21 protein-coding genes and 2 pseudogenes are annotated in these 18605 nt (G+C 64.2%); 6 read left to right on the top strand and 17 right to left on the bottom strand.

Going from position 1 to position 18605, the window contains the following annotated elements:
- Positions 1-4: 4 nt before the first annotated feature.
- From H1B27_RS01745 to trbB, 3 genes are read right to left on the bottom strand one after another with little or no spacing between them, the layout of a single operon-like run.
- On the bottom strand, positions 5-280 hold the full coding sequence (locus tag H1B27_RS01745) for a VirB3 family type IV secretion system protein (protein ID WP_197964766.1): 276 nt from the start codon (positions 278-280) through the stop codon (positions 5-7).
- Positions 280-621 (bottom strand): TrbC/VirB2 family type IV secretion system protein, encoded by a 342-nt coding sequence (locus H1B27_RS01740; protein ID WP_197964765.1) that lies wholly within the window; start codon positions 619-621, stop codon positions 280-282. Before H1B27_RS01740 ends, H1B27_RS01745 begins: the two co-directional genes overlap by 1 nt.
- Positions 618-1616, bottom strand: coding sequence for a P-type conjugative transfer ATPase TrbB (trbB, locus tag H1B27_RS01735; RefSeq protein WP_197964764.1), 999 nt, complete (start codon positions 1614-1616; stop codon positions 618-620). Before trbB ends, H1B27_RS01740 begins: the two co-directional genes overlap by 4 nt.
- 440 nt (positions 1617-2056) lie before the next feature.
- Between trbB and H1B27_RS01730 the strand changes: the two genes are divergently transcribed.
- Positions 2057-2689 carry a hypothetical protein gene (locus tag H1B27_RS01730; protein ID WP_197964763.1) on the top strand — a complete coding sequence of 211 codons (633 nt, stop codon included), beginning with the start codon at positions 2057-2059 and terminating at the stop codon, positions 2687-2689.
- 28 nt (positions 2690-2717) lie between these two features.
- Here the strand turns inward: H1B27_RS01730 and H1B27_RS01725 are convergent, their stop codons facing one another.
- From H1B27_RS01725 to parA, 9 genes and pseudogenes are all read right to left on the bottom strand, one after another.
- A complete protein-coding gene (locus H1B27_RS01725) occupies positions 2718-3149 on the bottom strand; it encodes a CopG family transcriptional regulator (RefSeq protein ID WP_197964762.1) in 432 nt (143 codons plus the stop codon).
- Positions 3150-3156: 7 nt separating this feature from the next.
- Positions 3157-4963, bottom strand: a pseudogene (locus H1B27_RS01720) (conjugal transfer protein TraG).
- A 38-nt stretch (positions 4964-5001) separates the two neighbouring features.
- On the bottom strand, positions 5002-6741 hold the full coding sequence (locus H1B27_RS01715; protein ID WP_197964761.1) for a relaxase/mobilization nuclease domain-containing protein: 1740 nt from the start codon (positions 6739-6741) through the stop codon (positions 5002-5004).
- 345 nt (positions 6742-7086) lie between these two features.
- Complete coding sequence (locus H1B27_RS01710; RefSeq protein ID WP_246515109.1) at positions 7087-7995, bottom strand: lytic transglycosylase domain-containing protein; 909 nt, start codon at positions 7993-7995, stop codon at positions 7087-7089.
- Between the two features lie 4 nt (positions 7996-7999).
- On the bottom strand, positions 8000-8335 hold the full coding sequence (locus H1B27_RS01705) for a DUF736 domain-containing protein (protein WP_197964760.1): 336 nt from the start codon (positions 8333-8335) through the stop codon (positions 8000-8002).
- A gap of 34 nt (positions 8336-8369) precedes the next feature.
- Positions 8370-8915: a S26 family signal peptidase gene (locus H1B27_RS01700; RefSeq protein ID WP_197964759.1), complete on the bottom strand. Its 546-nt coding sequence runs from the start codon at positions 8913-8915 to the stop codon at positions 8370-8372.
- Entirely contained in the window at positions 8912-9430 is a 519-nt protein-coding gene (locus H1B27_RS01695) for a DUF2840 domain-containing protein (protein WP_197964758.1), read from the bottom strand. Before H1B27_RS01695 ends, H1B27_RS01700 begins: the two co-directional genes overlap by 4 nt.
- The gene (locus H1B27_RS01690; RefSeq protein WP_197964757.1) at positions 9417-9683 is read right to left on the bottom strand and encodes a ribbon-helix-helix protein; all 267 of its coding nucleotides are present in this window, start codon (positions 9681-9683) and stop codon (positions 9417-9419) included. Before H1B27_RS01690 ends, H1B27_RS01695 begins: the two co-directional genes overlap by 14 nt.
- Positions 9680-10318, bottom strand: a complete 639-nt coding sequence (parA, locus tag H1B27_RS01685) for a ParA family partition ATPase (RefSeq protein ID WP_197964756.1) — start codon at positions 10316-10318, stop codon at positions 9680-9682. The genes H1B27_RS01690 and parA overlap by 4 nt, the downstream gene beginning before the upstream one ends.
- 228 nt (positions 10319-10546) lie before the next feature.
- Between parA and H1B27_RS01680 the strand changes: the two genes are divergently transcribed.
- The 4 genes from H1B27_RS01680 to H1B27_RS01665 are packed head-to-tail and all read left to right on the top strand — an operon-like array spanning position 10547 to position 15267.
- Complete coding sequence (locus tag H1B27_RS01680) at positions 10547-11170, top strand: TnsA endonuclease N-terminal domain-containing protein (RefSeq protein WP_197964755.1); 624 nt, start codon at positions 10547-10549, stop codon at positions 11168-11170.
- Positions 11167-12840 carry a TnsB C-terminal domain-containing protein gene (locus H1B27_RS01675; protein ID WP_197964754.1) on the top strand — a complete coding sequence of 558 codons (1674 nt, stop codon included), beginning with the start codon at positions 11167-11169 and terminating at the stop codon, positions 12838-12840. Before H1B27_RS01680 ends, H1B27_RS01675 begins: the two co-directional genes overlap by 4 nt.
- Entirely contained in the window at positions 12837-13733 is an 897-nt protein-coding gene (locus tag H1B27_RS01670) for a TniB family NTP-binding protein (protein WP_246515107.1), read from the top strand. The genes H1B27_RS01675 and H1B27_RS01670 overlap by 4 nt, the downstream gene beginning before the upstream one ends.
- Positions 13720-15267: a TniQ family protein gene (locus H1B27_RS01665; RefSeq protein WP_197964752.1), complete on the top strand. Its 1548-nt coding sequence runs from the start codon at positions 13720-13722 to the stop codon at positions 15265-15267. Before H1B27_RS01670 ends, H1B27_RS01665 begins: the two co-directional genes overlap by 14 nt.
- Positions 15268-15336: 69 nt before the next feature.
- Here the strand turns inward: H1B27_RS01665 and H1B27_RS01660 are convergent.
- The 5 genes and pseudogenes from H1B27_RS01660 to H1B27_RS01645 form a co-directional block, all read right to left on the bottom strand.
- A pseudogene (locus H1B27_RS01660) lies at positions 15337-16362 on the bottom strand (replication initiator protein A); the annotation flags it as partial.
- A 15-nt stretch (positions 16363-16377) separates the two neighbouring features.
- The gene (locus H1B27_RS01655; protein ID WP_197964751.1) at positions 16378-16629 is read right to left on the bottom strand and encodes a helix-turn-helix transcriptional regulator; all 252 of its coding nucleotides are present in this window, start codon (positions 16627-16629) and stop codon (positions 16378-16380) included.
- Positions 16630-16836: 207 nt separating this feature from the next.
- Entirely contained in the window at positions 16837-17490 is a 654-nt protein-coding gene (locus tag H1B27_RS01650) for a DUF2285 domain-containing protein (protein ID WP_246515105.1), read from the bottom strand.
- Positions 17414-17623: a transcriptional regulator domain-containing protein gene (locus tag H1B27_RS39935; RefSeq protein WP_246515103.1), complete on the bottom strand. Its 210-nt coding sequence runs from the start codon at positions 17621-17623 to the stop codon at positions 17414-17416. Before H1B27_RS39935 ends, H1B27_RS01650 begins: the two co-directional genes overlap by 77 nt.
- Positions 17624-17741: 118 nt before the next feature.
- Positions 17742-18005 carry a DNA -binding domain-containing protein gene (locus H1B27_RS01645; protein WP_197964749.1) on the bottom strand — a complete coding sequence of 88 codons (264 nt, stop codon included), beginning with the start codon at positions 18003-18005 and terminating at the stop codon, positions 17742-17744.
- Positions 18006-18233: 228 nt separating this feature from the next.
- On the opposite strand from H1B27_RS01645, the gene H1B27_RS01640 reads away from it, so the two are divergent.
- Positions 18234-18467: a helix-turn-helix domain-containing protein gene (locus H1B27_RS01640; protein WP_197964748.1), complete on the top strand. Its 234-nt coding sequence runs from the start codon at positions 18234-18236 to the stop codon at positions 18465-18467.
- Positions 18468-18605: the final 138 nt, after the last annotated feature.

The following is an 18605-nucleotide window of genomic DNA, read 5'->3' as shown; positions in this document are numbered from 1 at the left end:
GAAATCACTCGCCGAGATAGGATGGATAGCGGAGGTGACGCCGCACGACGTCCACGAACTGCGGGTCGCGCTTGGCCGCCCAGACTGCCGCAGCGTGGCCCACAGCCCAAATCAGAGCTCCAGGAATCCAGAGGTGGAGACCGAGCGCGATAGCGGCCGCCAGCGTGCCATTGGCGATGGCGACCGTGCGGGGCGCACCGCCCATCAGGATCGGATCGGTGAGCGCGCGGTGGACCGACGCGAAGAAGCCCGGGACTTCTGTATCGACGATTCCGGCCATCAGACCAAGGCTCCGCCGGAGAAGCTGAAGAAGGTCAGGAAAAAGCTCGAGGCGGCAAAGGCGATCGACAGGCCGAAGACGATCTGGATCAGCCGGCGGAAGCCGCCCGAGGTATCGCCGAACGCGAGCGTCAGGCCGGTCACGGTGATGATGATGACTGACATGATCTTCGCGACCGGACCTTGCACCGACTCCAGGATCTGATTGAGCGGAGTCTCCCACGGCATCGAGGAGCCGGAAGCGTAGGCTGCGGGCGCGAGAGCGATGGAGATAAAGGCAATCGCCGCGAAGTCGGTGAAGCGGCGGCGAACGTGACGGATCGCGAGAGGGAACTGGATCATGATGGGTCCTTGGCAAACGAGGATTGGCCGCCCGCCTCGGCGGACTGGACGCGGTAATCGCCGGTGGCGGGATCGAGGCCGGCGACGAGAGCAAGTTCAGAGAGGCGGCGTTCGCTGCCGCGGCCGCGCAGTACCGCGACGAGATCGATGGTCTCGGCGATCAGCGCCTTGGGAACGGTGAGAACGGCTTCCTGGATGAGCTGCTCGAGGCGGCGAAGTGCGCCCAGCGCGGTACCGGCGTGAATCGTTCCAATCCCACCGGGATGACCCGTGCCCCAGGCTTTGAGGAGTTCCAAGGCTTCGCTGCCCCGGACCTCGCCGACCGGAATCCGGTCGGGGCGCAGGCGCAGGGAGGAGCGAACCAGATCGGATAGCGACGCCACGCCGTCCTTGGTACGCAGCGCGACCAGATTCGGGGCGCGGCATTGCAGCTCACGGGTATCCTCGATCAGGACCACGCGATCGGTGGTGCCAGCGATCTCGGCCAGCAGTGCGTTGGTCAGCGTGGTCTTGCCCGTTGAGGTGCCGCCGGCGACCAGGATGTTCTTGCGGGCGGCGACAGCTTCGCGAAGCACGCCCGCCTGGCCCGCCGTCATGATGCCGGCAGCCGCATAGTCGTCCAACGTGAAGACAGCGACGGCGGGCTTGCGGATCGCAAAGGCCGGCGCCACAACGACGGGCGGCAGAAGCCCCTCGAACCTCTCCCCCGTCTCTGGAAGCTCCGCCGAGACGCGCGGCCTCTCGGCATGCACCTCCGCGCCGACATGGTGTGCGACGAGGCGCACGATCCGCTCGCCGTCGGCGGCCGACATCGTCCGGCCGCTATCCTCCAGCCCGCCGGACAGCCGGTCGATCCAGAGCCGTCCGTCGGGGTTGAGCATCACCTCGACGATCGCTGGGTCTTCGAGGAAGGTCGCGATCGCGGGGCCGAGCGCGGTGCGCAGCATGCGCGCGCCACGCGAGAACGCTTCCGAATGGAGTAGAGTGCCCGCCACGATCGTCCCCCGAAAGCCAACCGCGGCAAGCGATCAGCAACGGGGATGGATAGAAAAAGCAGGAAACGGCTTAGTTCAACAAGTATTCGACCGTGGTAGGGAGACGGCGTAGAGCAGCGAAAAAATACTTGCTGTAGAGAAGATCTACCGATCGAACTCTGGCACCCGATTTTTAAGTACCGGTGTCGGCCAGGGGCGATTTCAACGGCCCACGCATGCAGTCGATTCTCTCCCTGAATTGCTGGAGGACGGTGGTGCCGACAGACTGCTCCCGATAGAGATTTGGGTCGGCCAGACTCAGGAGTATAAGTTTAAGTCATGAATCTCGAACCTCGTAAGTGACATGAGCGATAACCATTCAGACCCCAATCCGCTTCGCGGTTGGCATCCTGGCTTGCTCCGCAAGGTCGTGCTCGCGACAGCTCGCCAATGGTCGGAGCATGGAATTCCGATCCCGCCGCTTGACTTCTATGCGGTCGCGGATCGGGGCGAAGAGATCGTTTATCGAGGCGGTTGCGGAGGCAATTGCCGCGGGCCACGACGATACAGACACTGTCATTGCGAATATTCGGGTCGCGCGCCGGTTTCTTGAGCGATTCGGTGACGACCTCTTCCTCGCAACCGAGCAGGCAGATGATCCTCTCCTTGCAAGGCTTGCTGCATATCTCGCATTGGAAGGATCCGATGGGTACAACGAAATCGGCTATCAATGTGCTTGGGGAGCACAAGGTAGCCCGGATTGGGGCACGTTGTGGGGCGTAAAACAGAAGGTCCGGGATTTCACACCGGCCTTCGTGCTGAAGATTTGCATGAAGGGTGACTTTCGTTGGCTGGCGGTTGAGTGCCATGCTCCGAACCGCACGCTACCTGACGACCTTCACACCCGAGTTCGAGCCCGAACAATGGTCGCCTCCGGCGTTCCTGTCCTTGCCTTCTCGCCGACCGATGTTGAGACAGAGGCATCCGCGTGTGTTGAGGAGATCAGTTATGCAGCGTCGGTTCTCGCACAGGAACTGCTCGCGATGCACAGCATTGAACCCCCACCGCGGTGGGACTTTCGTCCACGCGGCTAGCGATCATCGGCACATTAAGCGGCTATCCTCACGTCGGCTCGCGCTCCTGAATATCGTCCGGGATCTCCTGCCGCAATTTCGGCCCCTGATTGAGTCGACGGCCCAGTGCAGCGACAAAGCTATCATAGCGCGCTCTGGCCTGTGCCCGCGCGGCCTTGGCGGCCGGTTCGGGGAGTGGCGGTGTCGTCGTGAGCCAGAAGCGGATGAAGAGTGCAATGGTCTCGACCGAAATCCCGACATCCCGCTCAAGGCGCGCGACCCGGCGATCGATTTGGTCGAGGCGCTTGGTAATTGCGGCCTCCCGCCGCTCGTCACCATCCGGCGACAGAAAGCACGCAATCGCGGCTTCGGCGATGAGCGACAGCGATTGCTCGCGCCGGGCGGCATAGGCCGACAGCGCCTTCATGACGTCTGGATCGAGATAGACCGACATCTGGGCCTTTTTCTTCGGCGCGGTCATGCCTGCCTCACAATCCGAGATCGTCGCCGGGATCGAGCGAGGCCTGGCGCGCGACGCCCTGCATCATGTCGTTCATGCGCCTTATCCGCGGGGCATCTTCATCGAACTCGTCGGCGAGGTCGGCCGCGAACTCGTTGTCGAGCGGTTCCTTCTTTTCCGTGGTATCGCGATCCAATTCCGGATGCCGCCGCCGGTCCGTGGTCTTGGGGTCTTCGTCATCCGTCGGGTCGTCGGTCGGCGCCCGCAACGCCGTTGGGCGCGGTGGCAGAGGCCGTGAAGTCCGGACGAGCGGTCTCCGACCGTGACACCATGAGGTGGCCGAGCCAAGGTGCCAACCGGCTGCCGGCATAGTTCTTCATCGCCTTCATCTCGGTCGCCATACCAAGTGCGTCACTGACCCGCTTCGCGGTTCGCTCATCGTTGGTCGCGAAACTGACCCGGATGTGACAATTGTCGAGGATCGAGTTGTTTGGCCCGTAGGCCTTCTCGATCTGGTTCAGCGACTGAGCGATCAGGAAGCTCTTGATACCGTAACCCGCCATAAAGGCCAACGCTGACTCGAAGAAGTCGAGCCGGCCGAGCGCCGGGAATTCGTCAAGCATCAGGAGAAGGCGGCGCCGGCCGGCCTTCGCCTGCAGATCCTCGGTCAAGCGGCGGCCGATCTGATTAAGGATCAGACGGATCAGCGGCTTGGTGCGGTTGATGTCCGATGGAGGCACCACGAGGTAGAGCGTGGTCGGGCGGTCTTCGCCAACGATGTCGGTGATCCGCCAGTCGCAGCGCCGTGTCACCTCCGCCACGACGGGGTCTCGGTAGAGGCCCAGGAACGACATGGCAGTGCTCAAGACGCCGGAGCGTTCGTTGCCGGATTTGTTCAGCAGTTCGCGCGCCGCGGACGCGACAACGGGATGGATACCGGCCTCGCCGAGATGCGCGGTCCGCATCATCGCGGCAAGCGTCGACTCGATCGGCCGCTTGGGATCGGACAGGAAGGCTGCGACGCCGGCGAGCGTCTTGTCTTTCTCCGCGTAGAGGACGTGGAGCATGGCGCCGACCAGGAGCGCGTGACTGGTCTTCTCCCAGTGGTTCCGCTTCTCGAGGCTACCCTCCGGGTCGACCAGGATGTCGGCGATGTTCTGGACGTCGCGTACCTCCCACTCGCCGCGGCGGACCTCGAGCAATGGGTTATAGGCCGACGACTTTGCATTGGTCGGATCGAACAGAAGGACGCGACCGTGCTGGCTGCGGAAGCCAGCGGTTAGCTGCCAGTTCTCGCCCTTGATGTCGTGAACGATCGCCGAGCCCGGCCAGGTCAGGAGCGAAGGGATGACCAGCCCGACGCCCTTGCCGGATCTCGTGGGAGCGAAACACAGGACATGTTCCGGCCCATCATGGCGAAGGTAAGCGCGCTCGAACCGGCCGAGCACCACCCCGTCCGGCCCGAGCAGGCCTGCCTGCTTGATCTCCTTTGCCTCCGCCCATCGCGCGGAGCCATAGGTCTCGGCATTTTCTGCCTCGCGGGCGCGCCAGACCGACATGCCGATCGCAACGGCTGCCGCGACGATGCCGCCGGATGCCGCGATGTAGGCGCCCTCGGCGAAGACTGAGGGCGCATAGGCATCGTAAGCGTACCACCACCAGAAGAAGTCCGGTGGGAGATAGAAGGGAAAATGGAGCAGCTCGAACCAGGGCTGCCCGAGTTGCGGCTGAAAACCCAGCCGCCAGGCTGTCCACTCCGTCGCGGCCCAGATCGTCAACACGACGATCGCCAAGACCGTGACTACCTGCCCCCATAAAATCTTGGTCGCGGACATGGCGGCCGCCCTCTCCTGACGTCGGTGATTGGGATCCCTCATAGCCCGAGCCCCCGGTTGCGCCCAAAATTCCAATCGATGCCGCCATCCGCACGGGCGACGCCGGAGACATGCCGGCCGAGCTGTTTTTCCAGCGAGGGCGTCCAGGGCACGAGCTGGAAGCCGAGACCATCGTCGATCATGGCGAAGCGGCCGGAAGCGACCGCGAAGCGCTGGCGATAGGTGCCGGCGATATATTCGCCGCCAAGCGACGGGTTGAACGGCTGACCGGTCTCGGCCGCGAGCTGCTTGCCGAGATCCTCCAGCTCCCGGCGGCGCAGCGTGCCGATCAGGTTGTGAGAAAAAACAAGGCCGCGCGCCTGACGTTCGGCGAGGCCCTGCTCGATGAGCTGTTCGGCTCGCCTCTGCATGGCGTCGCGAACCTCGGCGCCGAAGCCGGCCTGGCCAAGCGCCACCGGATCGCGTGCGACCGCCTGCCGGTCGAGCCATGTCGCGCCACTCGCCGTCACCTGGGCCTCGATCGTGAGATCGGAGCGGACAGCGAGCGCTACCCGGCGCAGCCCTCTCGCGTCATCGTATTTGCGCAGCTCGACGATCGAGCCTGGCGCGCTGTCGCCGGCGGCGTTGAGATCAGGGAGCCTGATGTGGTGGGTGCGACCGTCGACGCCGTCGACTACCGCATAGGCGGTCCCCTTAAGTTCGTCGTCGAGACCGCGATCGACGAGGCGTCCGATGACGGGGACATCGAGGCTTTCGCCCGCCAGCACGTAGCTCGCCGTTCCGCGCTCGATGCCGCGTTCGCTCAAGCTGCGGTGGATGCGCTTGATGATGTCGCCGCGTTCGCTGAGCTCGCGCAACGTCGTCTCGGCACTCTCGTCCATCACCCATTGACCCGGCCCAAGTTGGTGAGAGAGGCCGAGGCTTTCCAAGCGCCGCAGCCGCCCGACCTTCAACGCATGGAACTGATCGGGCGGCTCGGCCGGATGGGGTGCGAGGTCGACGACACCATGCCGGTCTGCATCCCGAACAAGCTGGCGGTCGAGCTGTGTCCAGCGTTCGGCTTCGACCTGGCGCTCGAGCGAGCGGCGGATATCAAAATCGGAGCGCAGCCCGAGCTCCTGGGTGACGAGGTCCTGGGCGCGGGCGCGCATCCCCTCCTTGATGTAGTCGCGCGAGATGACGAGGTCCGGGCCGTCCTCGGCAACGCCGCGCACGATAATATGGACGTGCGGGTGCTGGGTGTTCCAGTGATCGACGGCGACCCAATCGAGTCTGGTGCCGAGGTCCACCTCCATCTGGCCGACCAGCTCGCGGGCGAAGCCCTTGAGGTCAACCATCTCCGAAGCGTCTTCGGGCGAGACGATGAAGCGGAAATGATGCCTGTCATCCTGACAGCGCTCGGCGAAGGCCTTGGGATGGGCATCCTCGGTGTCCGGGCCGAACAGCCGGGCCTTCTCCCCGTCCCGCGTGACGCCCTCGCGCCGGAGATAGCTTAGATGCGCAGCCAGTGGCGCAGATCTCGCATTATGCCGGACAACACGTGTCTTGATCGTCACCAGCCGCGAGCGGCCGGTGAGCAGACGGTTTGCCCGCACGCTGGCGACCCGGCCGCGGCCGAAGCGCGAATGACGATGGCTGGCGAGATGGCCCGCTCGCGAAATGCCGCCGCCGGCGCGCTGAGCAGCCGCAAGCGCCTGGGCGATGAAGGGCTTTGCCCGCTGGGCACGCGAGGAGCGGATGCGGCCAGGCCGAGGCTGAAAGTCGCTGTCTTCAGCCATGGCCAGCCCCGGCAGTGTGCGAAATGCGGAATCCGCGCAATGAGTTGATAGTGGCGCGCACATTGCGCGCCGAAGCCACACATTGCCGGATCAGCAAAAAAACAAAGCAACAACAACCGCCCGACCGAGCCGCACATTGCGGCCTTTTATCTCGCCCTCGTTCGGTCGTTACCTGCTCGTCTCCCTCGCCTGCTCTCTCGCCTTCGCCGGAATGCGCGAACACACGCGTGAGCACGAATTTGCAGTCGATGGCGGTGGGAAGCCGCCATCGCGCGATGGATCTCCATATTTCCGCGACATGAGTGCCTGCAGATGTGTGTCGATCTGGGCGTTGATGCCGTGCAGTCATTGCGATCGTCCCGTGGTCGAGAGCGCGACGAAGAGGCCTTCCGACTGCGGCGCAATCGCAGAAAGATCGTGCACGGGAACGGCTGCCGACCTGTCGGGCGCCGGTCGATCGACTGTCACTCGCGCGGTAGACGACGGCTCGTCAACGCGGCCGAAAAAGAGCGGCGCCCGCGTCCAGGATGAGCGAGAAGAGACCGCGAGGAGAAGAGATCCTGGTGCCCTCTCCGCATCGACAAAAGGGACGATAGCCCTGACATAGGCGACGGTCTCTGCGGGTAGTGGACGATGTCTATCGCGAAAATCTTCGTAGCGACCGGGACCTGCATTGTAGGCCGCGAGAAAGCCCGGCGAGCCGTAGCGATCGTGCAGTTCGCGAAGGAAGGCGGCACCCGCGAGGATGTTGTCACGGGGACCGAAGGGATCGCGTCCGAGACCGTAGCGCGCACGCATGTCCGCCCAGGTCTTGGGCATGAGCTGCATCAGGCCGAGCGCACCTTTGGGTGAGACGGCACGCCGATAGCCGTTGCTCTCGATCCGCATGACGGCGCGAATCCATGCTGCCGGAATGCCAAAGCGCTGCGCGGCCTCAGCCACAGGGGTGGCATAGCGATCGTTCGCCGGTTGACTTCGCGTCGTCGCGTTCTCTGCTGACACGGCTGGCATTGGCCCTTCAATCACCAGCAGGCCGGTAAGGAGGAGAACGGCAACGCCCGCCGTGGCTCTGCCATCACGCCGAGGCGTCGTGCCGCTTACCAACGGTGCGCGCGGACTGCTGGCCTGGCTACCACTGTGCGCGGCGGCCGGCCGACAATTGCGCGGAACGGAGGGATGAAACGGCTTTGCCGCGACCAAAGGGATGGAGTTTTGATGCGCCTTGTCGGCGGCACGCGTGTCGGGACCCTGCATGCAATCAATCCCGCTCGGCGCGCTGCGGGAGACGATTCCAGTTCAGCGTCCAGGCCGATTTGTCGTCGCCTGACTGGAAGAGATTGGCGCGGATCGGCCGCGGCAGCGCCGGGTCGTCGATGATGAGCGAAACGTACTCGCCGGCCTTCTCGCCCATCCGCTTCCAACCAGCGCCGATCTCTGGACCGTCGGCACCGCCGAGGCGGATGCGATAGTCCGGCGCGTTCTCGGCATCCGAGGATTCGGCCGGGACGATGGTGAGAATCCGTTCGAAGAAAAGCGTCTCTAAGCGCCCGGTGAAGCCGGACTTATCGCAGGTGAACTGGCCGATTTGCGCCATGGGTAATCTCCTGGTTGGCGGGTTGAGAAGCGGGCTAATGGGTTGCGGCGCGCCAGACGAAGCGACCGTCGGCGGCCTCGTCGGTCCAAAGCGGGACCGCACGCCCTACGATGGAGGTGACGGGCAGTAAGCCGAAGTAGCGGCCATCCAGGCTATCCGGGACGGTCGGGTTCATGAGGAAGATCTCGCCCGGCTGGAGCGTGGAGCAACCGCTCCAACGTGGCAGCGGACGACCGAGATGGTCGCGATCGCGGGCGACGCCGGCATCGACGGTATCGACGGTGACGGTGTTGCCGGACCGGCACACGGTCTGCCCGGGCAACGCCATCACATGCTTCAGCAACGGCACGCCCTTGGGAAGAAAGCCTCCATCGGCGAGGACGTTCGCGACGGGCTCTGGCAGCTGCACCAGGACCAGTTCGAGGGCATGCAGCCGTCCTGCCGGATGCAGCGCGTAGAGCCCTGTCGGCGTGCTCGCGGTGGCGTTCCAGATCAGCCGCGGCGTGGGATGAACGAACGCCAAGCCGCCGGCGACAAGCACCGCAACGTAGGTCAACATGATGTAGCCAAATCGGGTCATGGCGTGACGCTCCGGCGCTTGAGCCAGGCGACGTGCTGCTCGCGTGTGTAGGCGCGCGGCACATGGTCGGCGGCGAGCCGGTTGTGGAGATGCCGCCAGTATTCGGGCGCAGCATCGGCCGGATCGATGGCGAGCGCCTCGATGGCGTCGATCGCCTGCAACACGCGCTCGACCTTTGGCCAGCTATCGACCCGCAGCAGGATCTCACCGCCCGGTCGGACGAATGGCAGCGTCTGGTAGCGCTGGCCCGCCTCGACGGCGCGCACGATGTCCATGCGCGAGACCACGGTGCCGTAGTCGTTCGAGGCCCAGCGGACAAAGCCGAAGATGCTGCCGGGAGCAAAATTTGAAACGCTGCGGCGGCGGTCGAGGATCTTTTCTTCCGAACGGCGGCCGAAGCGCAGCCAGTGCTCGATCCGCTTCTCGATCCAGGTCAATTCGACATGAGTGAGCGCAACGCTCCGCCGATGCGAGGGCGGCACGGCACGCGACGGCACGGCCTCATTGTCGTTCATGACGGCTCTCCGGTGTGTCAGTGGGGAACTCTCGCGCCAGCAATTCACGCAGCATGTCGGCCACGGTCACGCCGCGATGGAACGCAGCGACCTTGATGCGGCCGCGCAGCGCCGGCGTGATGTCGATGGTCAGACGCGCGGGGAATGCGGCTGTGTCATCCATGTGGCGCGGCTGTGCGTCGCTGGCCTTGATCCAGCTCTCGGCATCGCCGGGACGCGAGGCGAAGCCGCGCTTGGTGGGGCGCTCGCTCATGGCGCGAACCTCGCAACTTCAGCGGCCAGCGCGGCGATCTCGCGGGCGGCGGCGTTCTGCTCGGCGAACTCGAAGACGAGCCGACCCGACTGCGCAGCGTCAGCGAAGACGACGCGTTGGCCGATGGTGCTGGCGAGCACCGGCGGGTCGTGGTCGGCGAGCGTTTCCGCGGTCTCGCGCGCGATGATCGTGCGCGCACCGCAACGGTTGAGCACGAAGCGAGCGGCGAGCTGCGGACGGTAGATGCGGGCCTCGCGCAGCAGATCGAGCATCTCGGCCGACGCCCAGCCGTCGAACGGCGACGGCTGCACGGGGATCAGCACCAAGTCGGCCGCCAGCAGCGCCGAACGCATCAATCCAGCGACGCGCGGCGGCCCGTCAATGACGACATGATCGGCGGCGCGTGCGATCTCCGGCGCTTCGCGGTGGAGCGTGTCGCGCGCAAGGCCAACGACGCCGAATAGCCGCGCAACGTTCTCCCGCGCCCGCTGCTGCGACCAATCCAATGCAGAGCCTTGGGGGTCTGCGTCAATCAGGGTTACGCGCTTTCCGCGTAACGCCCATTCACCGGCGAGGTGCAGGGCAAGCGTCGTCTTGCCGACACCGCCCTTCTGGTTGAGCACCGCGACAATCATTGCTTGCCTCCCGGCTTGCGGTCGAGAAGCGGCAAGGATCGTCTTCTTGGATGCTTTTTTGGCGGCTCGACGCTCGCGCCCGCGTTATCCGCTGTCGGTGCGCGAGGTTTCGTGAATCGGTGGGCGAACGGACATGAGTCCGAACAAGGACTTGGTGCATAGAGTTGGTTCCATGTTTGTGAACTGATCCCAAAATGTGCGAGGATTGCGTACTGAGTCGTTTTCCAAATGGAGGGCGATTTGCGGCGCATTCCACTGAGCCGTCGGTCGCATGTGACCGGATTCCAGTCGCTCGCGACCGGGATCGCGGAGCATGAGAGTGCGCTTGAGCGGGACTTTGTGACGCTCACAAGCTTCACGGACGCAGCTGCCGTTGTGACGGCGCAGCCGGTGACGATCCGCTTCAACGATGAAGGTCGGCAGCGCCGATACACGCCAGACTTCCGCGTCGACTGGAGCGACGGCCGTACCGATATTGTCGAGATCAAATATCGCACTGACCTGCGGGCTGGCTGGAGCCGCTTTCGACCAGCCTTTGCGGCCGCGCGGAATTGGGCGAGCAACAACGGTGCACGGTTCAGGATCGCTACCGAGCGCGGCATCCGAGGTCCGCGGCTCGAAGCTGCAAAGCGGCTGCTGCCGCTGAGAAGCGTGCCAGTTGACGTGGTGCTTGCCGAAGAAGCAGTTGCATACGCCTGCGCCCACACGACCAGTTTCGGCCAGTTGGTTGATGTGCTGCCGGCCTCGCGTGAGATGGGTCTTGCCGTTGTCTGGCGGTTGATTGCGCGCGGCGGGCTTGTCGTTGATCTTACAATGCCGATTACAACCGATACGCGGGTGACCGCGCCATGAGCACACTTGAGATATCGATCGTCGATGGAGCCGCGTGGGACGAGGCTCGCCGCTACTTGCCCGTCATCCGCCAGCTGGCGGAGAATTCGGCGCGCAAACGCACCGACGTGATGGCGGCCGCGGCCGAGCTCGGCTGTGGACCAACTCATGTCTATGCGCTGCTGCGGCGTTACCTCGCCGATGCGCGGCTCACCAGCCTGCTGCCGCGTCGCCGCGGCCCGGCGCGAGGCATATCCATGCTTGATCAGGAGGTGGACACACTGATCAACGAAGTAATCGACAACGTCTACCTGACGCGTCAGCAGCCGCGGATCGCCCACCTTGTCGATGAGGTTCGGCGCCGCTGCAGGGCGGCCGGTTTGGTCGCACCGAGCCGCAAAACAATTACAGCACGGCTGCAAACGCGTCCCGCGCGCGAAGTCGTCGCAAAGCGGCAGGGCCGCAAGGCGGCTCGCGATCGCTACCTCCCCGTAGTGGGGTCGCTTGAGGCACACTGGCCGCTGTCGCTGATCCAGATCGATCATACGCCGGTTGATGTGATCGTGGTCGACAGCGTGACCCGGAGACCGATTCAGCGCCCGTGGCTGACGCTGGCGATTGATGTCTGCACGCGCTGTGTCGCCGGCTTCCATCTGTCGTTGGAGCCGCCGTCTGCGACGTCGGTCGCGCTCTGCCTCAGCCACGCGGCTCTCGCCAAGGAGAGCTGGTTGGCCGAACGCGGCATCGATGCAGTCTGGCCGGTGCGCGGCATTCCCGAACGGCTGCATTTGGACAACGCCAAGGAGTTCCGATCCGAGGCGCTCAAGCGCGGCTGCGATCAATACGGGATCGCCATTGACTACCGGCCGGTGCGAACGCCGCACTATGGGGGGCATATCGAGCGGCTGATCGGCACCATGATGGGGAAGGTGCATCTGCTGCCGGGAACCACCTTCTCCAACGTCCAGGCCAAGGGTGATCAGAATCCCGACAAGACGGCTGCAATGACGCTCGACGAAGTTGAGCGCTGGCTCGGCCATGCGATTGCGGGCGTCTATCACTGCGAGCTGCACCGCGGCATCGGCACGACGCCACTGGGCGCCTGGAAGCGCGGCACTTCCGGCGACGGTGCAACGCTTGGCCGTGGCGAGCCGACGGCGGTAGCCGATCCCCGCCGCTTCCTGATCGACTTCCTGCCGATTGCGCGCCGCATGGTTCGGCGCGACGGCGTGGCGCTGCATTCGATCGCTTATTGGGCAGATGTACTGAGCACTTGGATCGGGGATCCCGAGCAGATGATCATCCGTTATGATCCGCGCGACCTCAGCCGCATCTATCTGCTCGGCCCGGACGGTTCCTATTATGACTTGAGCTACCGCGATCTGCGGCGCCCGCCGATCAGCCTGTGGGAGCATCGCCTGGCAACCAGGCGGCTGCGCGAGGATGGCCGGTCGCTGGTCGACGAGACCGCGATCTTCCGCACCATCGAAACGATGCGAGTGATTGCCGACGACGCCGTTCTCGCCAGCAAGACGGCACGCCGGCAGCGTGAACGGCGCAGACGCATCGAGCCCGCCGAGGAGCGTTCTGATCTGTTGCCGGTCGAACCCGACGATTCCGATACCTTCCGGCAGGCCAGTCAAGAGCTGCAGCCGCACGAGCGGATGTTTCCGGTTGAGGAATGGGAATGAGCGACGAGCATCTGCATCTGCACCCGTCGACGCGGCGGTTCGCCGACGAAGATGCACAGTCGCGAATACGGCGCATCCGCACAGATCGGTGGATCGGCTACGCACGGGCGGAAGCCGTCCTGGCGGCGCTGGAGGACCTGCTGAGCTTTCCCAGGCGGACGCGGATGCCGAACCTGTTGCTGGTCGGTCCGACGAACAACGGCAAAACCATGATCGTCGAGATGTTCCGGCGCGCGCATCCGGGCACGGCCGCCGAGGGGAATGATGATGGTATGGCGCTCCTTCCGGTCGTGAAGGTGCAGATGCCGTCCGGGCCGGACGAAGGCCGGTTCTTCGGGGCGATCCTCGACGCGCTCGGGATGCCGTTCAGCCCGCGCGACCGGATCGCTGCGAAACAGGACACGGCGGTCCGTGTCATGCGCGCGGCGGGAACGCGGATGCTGGTGATCGACGAACTGCACAACGTGTTGTCGGGCTCGGCCATGCAACAACGCCGGCTGCTCAATCTGCTGCGCTGGCTCGGTAACGAGTTGCAGATTCCGCTGGTTGGCGTCGGCACGGCCGAGGCGCTGCGTGCGATCCGGAGCGATGACCAGCTCGTCAACCGCTTCCAGCCGTACCCGCTGCCGCTATGGAGCGATGACGAGGAGTACCGCCGTCTGCTGAGCACGCTGGAAGCCGTGCTGCCCTTGCGCAAGCCGTCGCATCTTGCCGATACCGCACTTGCCGCGCGCATCCTCTCCGCATCCGAAGGCGTGCTGGGCGAGATGATCGCGATCATCATCCGGGCCGCCGTTCGAGCGGTGGATACAGGCGCGGAGGCGATCTCCGCGCGCGTGATAGAGGATACTGGCTTCATCCGTCCCTCCGAGCGTCGTCGTGTTGCGGTCTGATCTGTTCGAGGTGTCGCCGGCGCCGGCCCCGTCGGGCGGCCGCATTGGCTTGCCGGGGCATGTCGTTCCGGTCGAGGGCGAGGCGCTGGTCTCCTGGGCGGAAGGGCTTTCGACAGTGCTCAGCATGACGCCGCGCGTGCTCTGCCGCGATGCGTTCGGCATCGACATCGGGCAGGACCCTGAGTGGTGGCGTCGCCCCGCCCCCCTCGTGTTGAAGCGGATCGAAAGCCGGACCGGCCTCGATCGGGGGCGTCTCGTCGAGATGACGCTGGGCGATTGGGCCCTCACGTCCGACGACGAGGAAGCAGATCGGTTCGCGGCGAGGCGCTGGACTGTCTGCAAGGTTGGCAAGACCCTGCCCGGTCGCATTGACGTCTGCGCGCTCTGTCTCGCCCAAGCGCCGCGTCCGTATATCCCGTTGATCTGGACGCTTGGCTGGACGGCCGCGTGCCCCCGTCACGGAGTAGCGCTCAGCGGAAGGTGCCAGTCCTGTGGGAAGGCGCTGCGGTTGCGCGGCTTGAACGGTTCGGAGCCGATTGATCTGCACTGCGGACGCTGCGCGGCCCCGCTCACGAATGTAGAGAGCCTCCCGGCGCATTCCGCCGTCCTCGATCTGCAAGCGACGCTCGTCGCCGGCAAGCGAAACGGAACGACGATCCTCCCCGGCATCGGTGCGCTGAACTGGCCCACGACGGTGGCGCTCGCCGACGTGCTCCTCGCAATGGTCTGGATGAGGCGCACGAAGAAACAGCGCGACTACCTTGTACCGAGACGGCGCGATCGCCTGTTCGCGAGCATCGGGCGGGACTTTGGAATGACACGGCGCGAGTGGGAAGGCGTGTCGTGGACGACGAATTACGGCGGATTGCTGCTCCTTGCCTGGCTGCTGAGCGATCTTGAGGTGCGCCTGCCGAGAGCCATTGCGACGCTTTGCGCGCCACGCCTCGAAGGTTTGCTCACTCCCTTCACAGGCTTCGATGACGCGATGAAGGATCACCTGCGGAGCATCCTCGCAATGGTCGGCGCCAAGTCGCCGGAAGGCCGGCGCGCATGGAAGCCCTGGCTCGACAGTCTGATCGCCGCTGATCTGCGCGAACAATCCATGCGGGAGCGCTACAAGCATCGGCGCCAGCGGCTCAGAGCGCTGGCTGAGCTCAAGGATGGTGCTTCGGTTGAAATCGTGGCGACACTCGTCGGCGTCGATACGAAGAGTGTGTACCGCTGGCTTCATCGCGGTGCGGCCGGCGGCCTTGAGGCGGCGCTCGACCGCCCGACCCGCAAGCCGGCGCTGACCAGTGCTCAGGCTGAAGCCATGGGTCAGTGGATCGCTGGCGATCGTCTTCGCCAGAACCGGCAGGCGGTTGCCGAGAGGGCCAATGTAGCGTTCGGCATCCAGCTCAATCTCGACGTTGCCTCGAAGCTGCTGTCTAAGCATGGCCGCGCCAAGCGTGGGCGCCGCCGTCGATTGTGGGGACCGATGCACGGCCCGCGCCAGAGAGCGGGATCTACTCATGATCCGGCTCCTGGTTCGTGAATCCAGTTCGCGAATCCTGGAGCCGTTTCGCGAAACCTTGCACCAGTTCGCGAAACCTCGCGCACCGACATCCGCAGGACGCACAGCCCCACTACAGAAGTTAGATTCTAAGTTAGACTCAAAGTTAGGGCGAGAGATCGTTGTTTCCGGCCAAAGCGTTAGCTGTGGTTTGCACTCCCGAAATCCCGATACGGGCACGCCCGAAGTCCCGATAGTGCGAACACCCGAAGTCCCGAGATGATTCACAGCGCCATCCACAGATGCTGTGAATGACTTGCCGGGTAGGATTCGCAGGAGTTCGCGGCGTTCCCTGCGTTCGATACTCAGGCGGTAACCTGGCAGCGGTTGACGGGCCGCAATACGGCGGAGGTCAAAGGCGAAGTCAGCGGGCTTGGCGAGGCTGCCGGATTTCTCGTGGAGATGTGCGATCTCAAACAGCCACCCTCTCGGCTGGCGGCCCGCATGCTTGCGCGCGACGCGGTAGAGCCAACGCTCGATACCGCCAGTCAGGCTGAAGTAGGCCGGGTCAATCGTGAGAACGAGCGAGCGATCGATAACGCCGCGATAGAACCAGTCGGGAAGGACAAATTCCATGCCCTCCACGCGGCCATCGCACCGCGCGCACTCCTCCCATTCGTTGATCCAGGAGAATTGGTGGCGCCGCCAATGCTCGCCCTGCCGGATGCTGGTTCGGATGACGGTTGCCTGCAGACGGCCCAGCGCGCCCTTCAACAGCTTGTAGTCCCGCGCGCCGGTCTGCCGGCCGATCGCGATCAGGAGCTGATACGGTGTGAAGCGCAGGAAGCGTGAGGTCTTCAGACCAAGATTCTCAGCCTCGACGATCTGGCTGGCCGCCCAAATCAGCACGTCCGCATCCCAAATGGTCGCCATGCCGTGCTCTGGGACTGCATAGACTTCGACAGACACGTCGCCGGCCCGGTAAAGGATCGGCCGCGTGCGTTTGGCCTTGGCGAGCGAGAAGAATGGCCGCTCCATGAGGTCGCGCTGATCGCGCGGGCTGGCATCGCCAGTGGCGATGACGAACGGATCGAGCTTGCTTCGCTCGCTCGGCGTGATGAGGCGGCGCGACGACATGGGCGAGCGTTGCCTTTAGCGATGCGCGTTGCCGGCGGCGCGGGCCTCGACGTAGCGCGGGTCCGACGTCGAGCTGCAGGCAGCCTGATCAGCCCAGGCTTCGAGATCACCGATCGCGTAGACAACCCGGCCACCGAGCTTGCGAAAGGTCGGACCGTTGCCATGGCAGCGATACTTCTCAAGCGTACGCGGCGAGAGGCCAAGGAGGCGCGCGGCCTCAGGGGTGCGCACGTAGCGCGTGGTGAGCTGCGAGGTCCGGTCGAGCATGGGAGATCTCCGTCTTGCCTTGAAGCGCCGCAGCCAAGTCGCGGCTTGTCAGGGCCAGAGTGGCGGAGAGTTTTGGCGTTGGGGGTGGACGAAAATTCGCGTTAGATTGTGTCCCCCCACGGTCGCAACCAAGCGAAGCCAAGCGTTGGGAGCAAGGCGCGGGTTAACTCATCAGGACTTGATGGATTGGAGAGATCGAAGTGCCGGTCAGAGGCCGCGCAGGAGTTTTAGATAGCCGCGCTCGACCAGGGCGACCGAATCATGAATGAGCCGGTTCGCCTTACGACGGGCGTGCGAGTCCTTCCACTCGACCGAGCGGCGCTGAGCGTGGTCGGAGGCGAGCACCTTCGCGGCCACGTCCCGCGGTCCACCGCCCAGGTCGTGGACGTCGAAGGCGTGAAGGAGCTGAATCAATCGCCGTTTCTGAAACGACGTTAGCCGCAGAGCCGCCGGCAGAAGACCGGTGCGCTGGCCTGCAAGGCGACGCGCCAAAAGTAGCGCTACGTCCGCCCGCAGCGCGCCCATGCTGTCGAGCGGCACAAGCACGGCAGGGCGCCGCGCGGCCTGCTCGTCGCGCAAACGGATATACAGCTCACCCGAGCCGTCCGCGATCACCAACTCGCGACCGTCAGCATCCGCCCGTTCGATGAGTGGCTGTCCGAAAGCAATGCGATCGATCGAATGAACGATCTTGAAGTCCGGCGGCGCGGGCTCCAGGATCAATGTTCCCGGCGATGCCTCGGGCAGCCAAATGGCTGGTTCCGGTCCAACCGGAGAGGCGGGGTCATGGGCGAAACCGCAACCTCCATCGACGTGCGAAACTACTTCGGATGGTTTCGGAATCAGCGCCGTCGCGCGCAATCTCGCGCTCCGTGCGAGCGAAATCGCGGCGGTAGTCGGCATTGCGGCGGAGGAATTCGAGGGCAAAACCCGGGCGCTCAAGGCGATTCAGGCGTTCGATGGTCTCCGGCGAGCGCCAGTACTGGGTCGGCATGGTCTGTTTCTCGTCTTTTTGTTCTGGGCCCCACACCACGATCCCTAAAGACGCTACAAGAGACTAGACCCGGAGGTTGCATCACGCGCGATCGCAATTTGCGTGATTGGGGCGCAACTCACTGCATCCGCGGTTGCAGTAACTGCTGATATCCGGCTTCCACCATCCATCGCGCGCGGGCGAGATGGCTGTCATGAACGGTTTTGGCACGATCCGGCTCTTGCGCAGGGTCGAGACCGAAGATCACGTGAACCACCTCGCGCCAGTCGGCCCCCTCTTCTTCGGCCATTAACAACCGGACATAGACTGCAAGATGCTTCTCGTCGTAGGCGTTCACACGATCCGTTACTGGCGGTCGGTCCTGGAATGGCGCTTCGTTCATTGCAATCGCCCCTCAGCATCATGTAGAGATTAGAATTCTTCTAATCCCTAAACTTTGCAAGCTGCGAAATCGTCACGCTCGATTTGTGTCGTGATGCGCAGACCGCATCACGGTGCTCCCCGACAGCGGCAAACCGGGCCCATACCAGAACTTTGAATAGCACACCGCCGTACGAATCGGAACGATCGTTCCTGGAACGATCGTTCCGATCTGAGTTCCCCTGTCGCCATGGATCTCAAGGAGGTCATGGCGATCAATTTGCGTCGACTGCGCCATGTGAAAAAGATGACGCAGGAGGAGTTGGCCGATGGCGCCGGGCTGAGTGTCCGTTACGTCGGCGCCATCGAACGCGCTGATGTGTCGGCAAGCGTAACCGTGCTCGGCCGAATCGCGGAGGCGCTAGGCGTCGAAGCAACTGATCTCATCAAACGAACGGCGGTTCATCCTCATCGTGTTCGCTGATGCGACGCGTTTGTCCTCCATCGCAGCACTGGTACATTGCGAATCAACTCCGAATTGCCTCGCGCATAAGTCGGTAGGCGGCTTTACGTAAATCTGATCTGTCTGCAGGGACGCATGCCTTAGAACGGCATGCTGGAC

Origin of the sequence: Bradyrhizobium diversitatis, from assembly GCF_016031635.1 — a bacterium.
Lineage (GTDB): Bacteria > Pseudomonadota > Alphaproteobacteria > Rhizobiales > Xanthobacteraceae > Bradyrhizobium > Bradyrhizobium diversitatis.
Note: the sequence above shows the minus strand (reverse complement) of the source record. Positions and strands in the feature narration are given on the sequence as shown.

Bases quoted from the DNA above. Each gene is read 5' to 3' on its own strand.
- H1B27_RS01745 (WP_197964766.1), bottom strand. From the start codon at position 280: ATGGCCGGAATCGTCGATACAGAAGTCCCGGGCTTCTTCGCGTCGGTC.
- H1B27_RS01740 (WP_197964765.1), bottom strand. From the start codon at position 621: ATGATCCAGTTCCCTCTCGCGATCCGTCACGTTCGCCGCCGCTTCACC.
- H1B27_RS01730 (WP_197964763.1), top strand. From the start codon at position 2,057: ATGGAATTCCGATCCCGCCGCTTGACTTCTATGCGGTCGCGGATCGGG.
- H1B27_RS01725 (WP_197964762.1), bottom strand. From the start codon at position 3,149: ATGACCGCGCCGAAGAAAAAGGCCCAGATGTCGGTCTATCTCGATCCA.
- H1B27_RS01715 (WP_197964761.1), bottom strand. From the start codon at position 6,741: ATGGCTGAAGACAGCGACTTTCAGCCTCGGCCTGGCCGCATCCGCTCC.
- H1B27_RS01710 (WP_246515109.1), bottom strand. From the start codon at position 7,995: ATGCAGGGTCCCGACACGCGTGCCGCCGACAAGGCGCATCAAAACTCC.
- H1B27_RS01705 (WP_197964760.1), bottom strand. From the start codon at position 8,335: ATGGCGCAAATCGGCCAGTTCACCTGCGATAAGTCCGGCTTCACCGGG.
- H1B27_RS01700 (WP_197964759.1), bottom strand. From the start codon at position 8,915: ATGACCCGATTTGGCTACATCATGTTGACCTACGTTGCGGTGCTTGTC.
- H1B27_RS01695 (WP_197964758.1), bottom strand. From the start codon at position 9,430: ATGAACGACAATGAGGCCGTGCCGTCGCGTGCCGTGCCGCCCTCGCAT.
- H1B27_RS01690 (WP_197964757.1), bottom strand. From the start codon at position 9,683: ATGAGCGAGCGCCCCACCAAGCGCGGCTTCGCCTCGCGTCCCGGCGAT.
- parA (WP_197964756.1), bottom strand. From the start codon at position 10,318: ATGATTGTCGCGGTGCTCAACCAGAAGGGCGGTGTCGGCAAGACGACG.
- H1B27_RS01680 (WP_197964755.1), top strand. From the start codon at position 10,547: ATGGAGGGCGATTTGCGGCGCATTCCACTGAGCCGTCGGTCGCATGTG.
- H1B27_RS01675 (WP_197964754.1), top strand. From the start codon at position 11,167: ATGAGCACACTTGAGATATCGATCGTCGATGGAGCCGCGTGGGACGAG.
- H1B27_RS01670 (WP_246515107.1), top strand. From the start codon at position 12,837: ATGAGCGACGAGCATCTGCATCTGCACCCGTCGACGCGGCGGTTCGCC.
- H1B27_RS01655 (WP_197964751.1), bottom strand. From the start codon at position 16,629: ATGCTCGACCGGACCTCGCAGCTCACCACGCGCTACGTGCGCACCCCT.
- H1B27_RS39935 (WP_246515103.1), bottom strand. From the start codon at position 17,623: ATGCCGACCCAGTACTGGCGCTCGCCGGAGACCATCGAACGCCTGAAT.
- H1B27_RS01645 (WP_197964749.1), bottom strand. From the start codon at position 18,005: ATGAACGAAGCGCCATTCCAGGACCGACCGCCAGTAACGGATCGTGTG.
- H1B27_RS01640 (WP_197964748.1), top strand. From the start codon at position 18,234: ATGGATCTCAAGGAGGTCATGGCGATCAATTTGCGTCGACTGCGCCAT.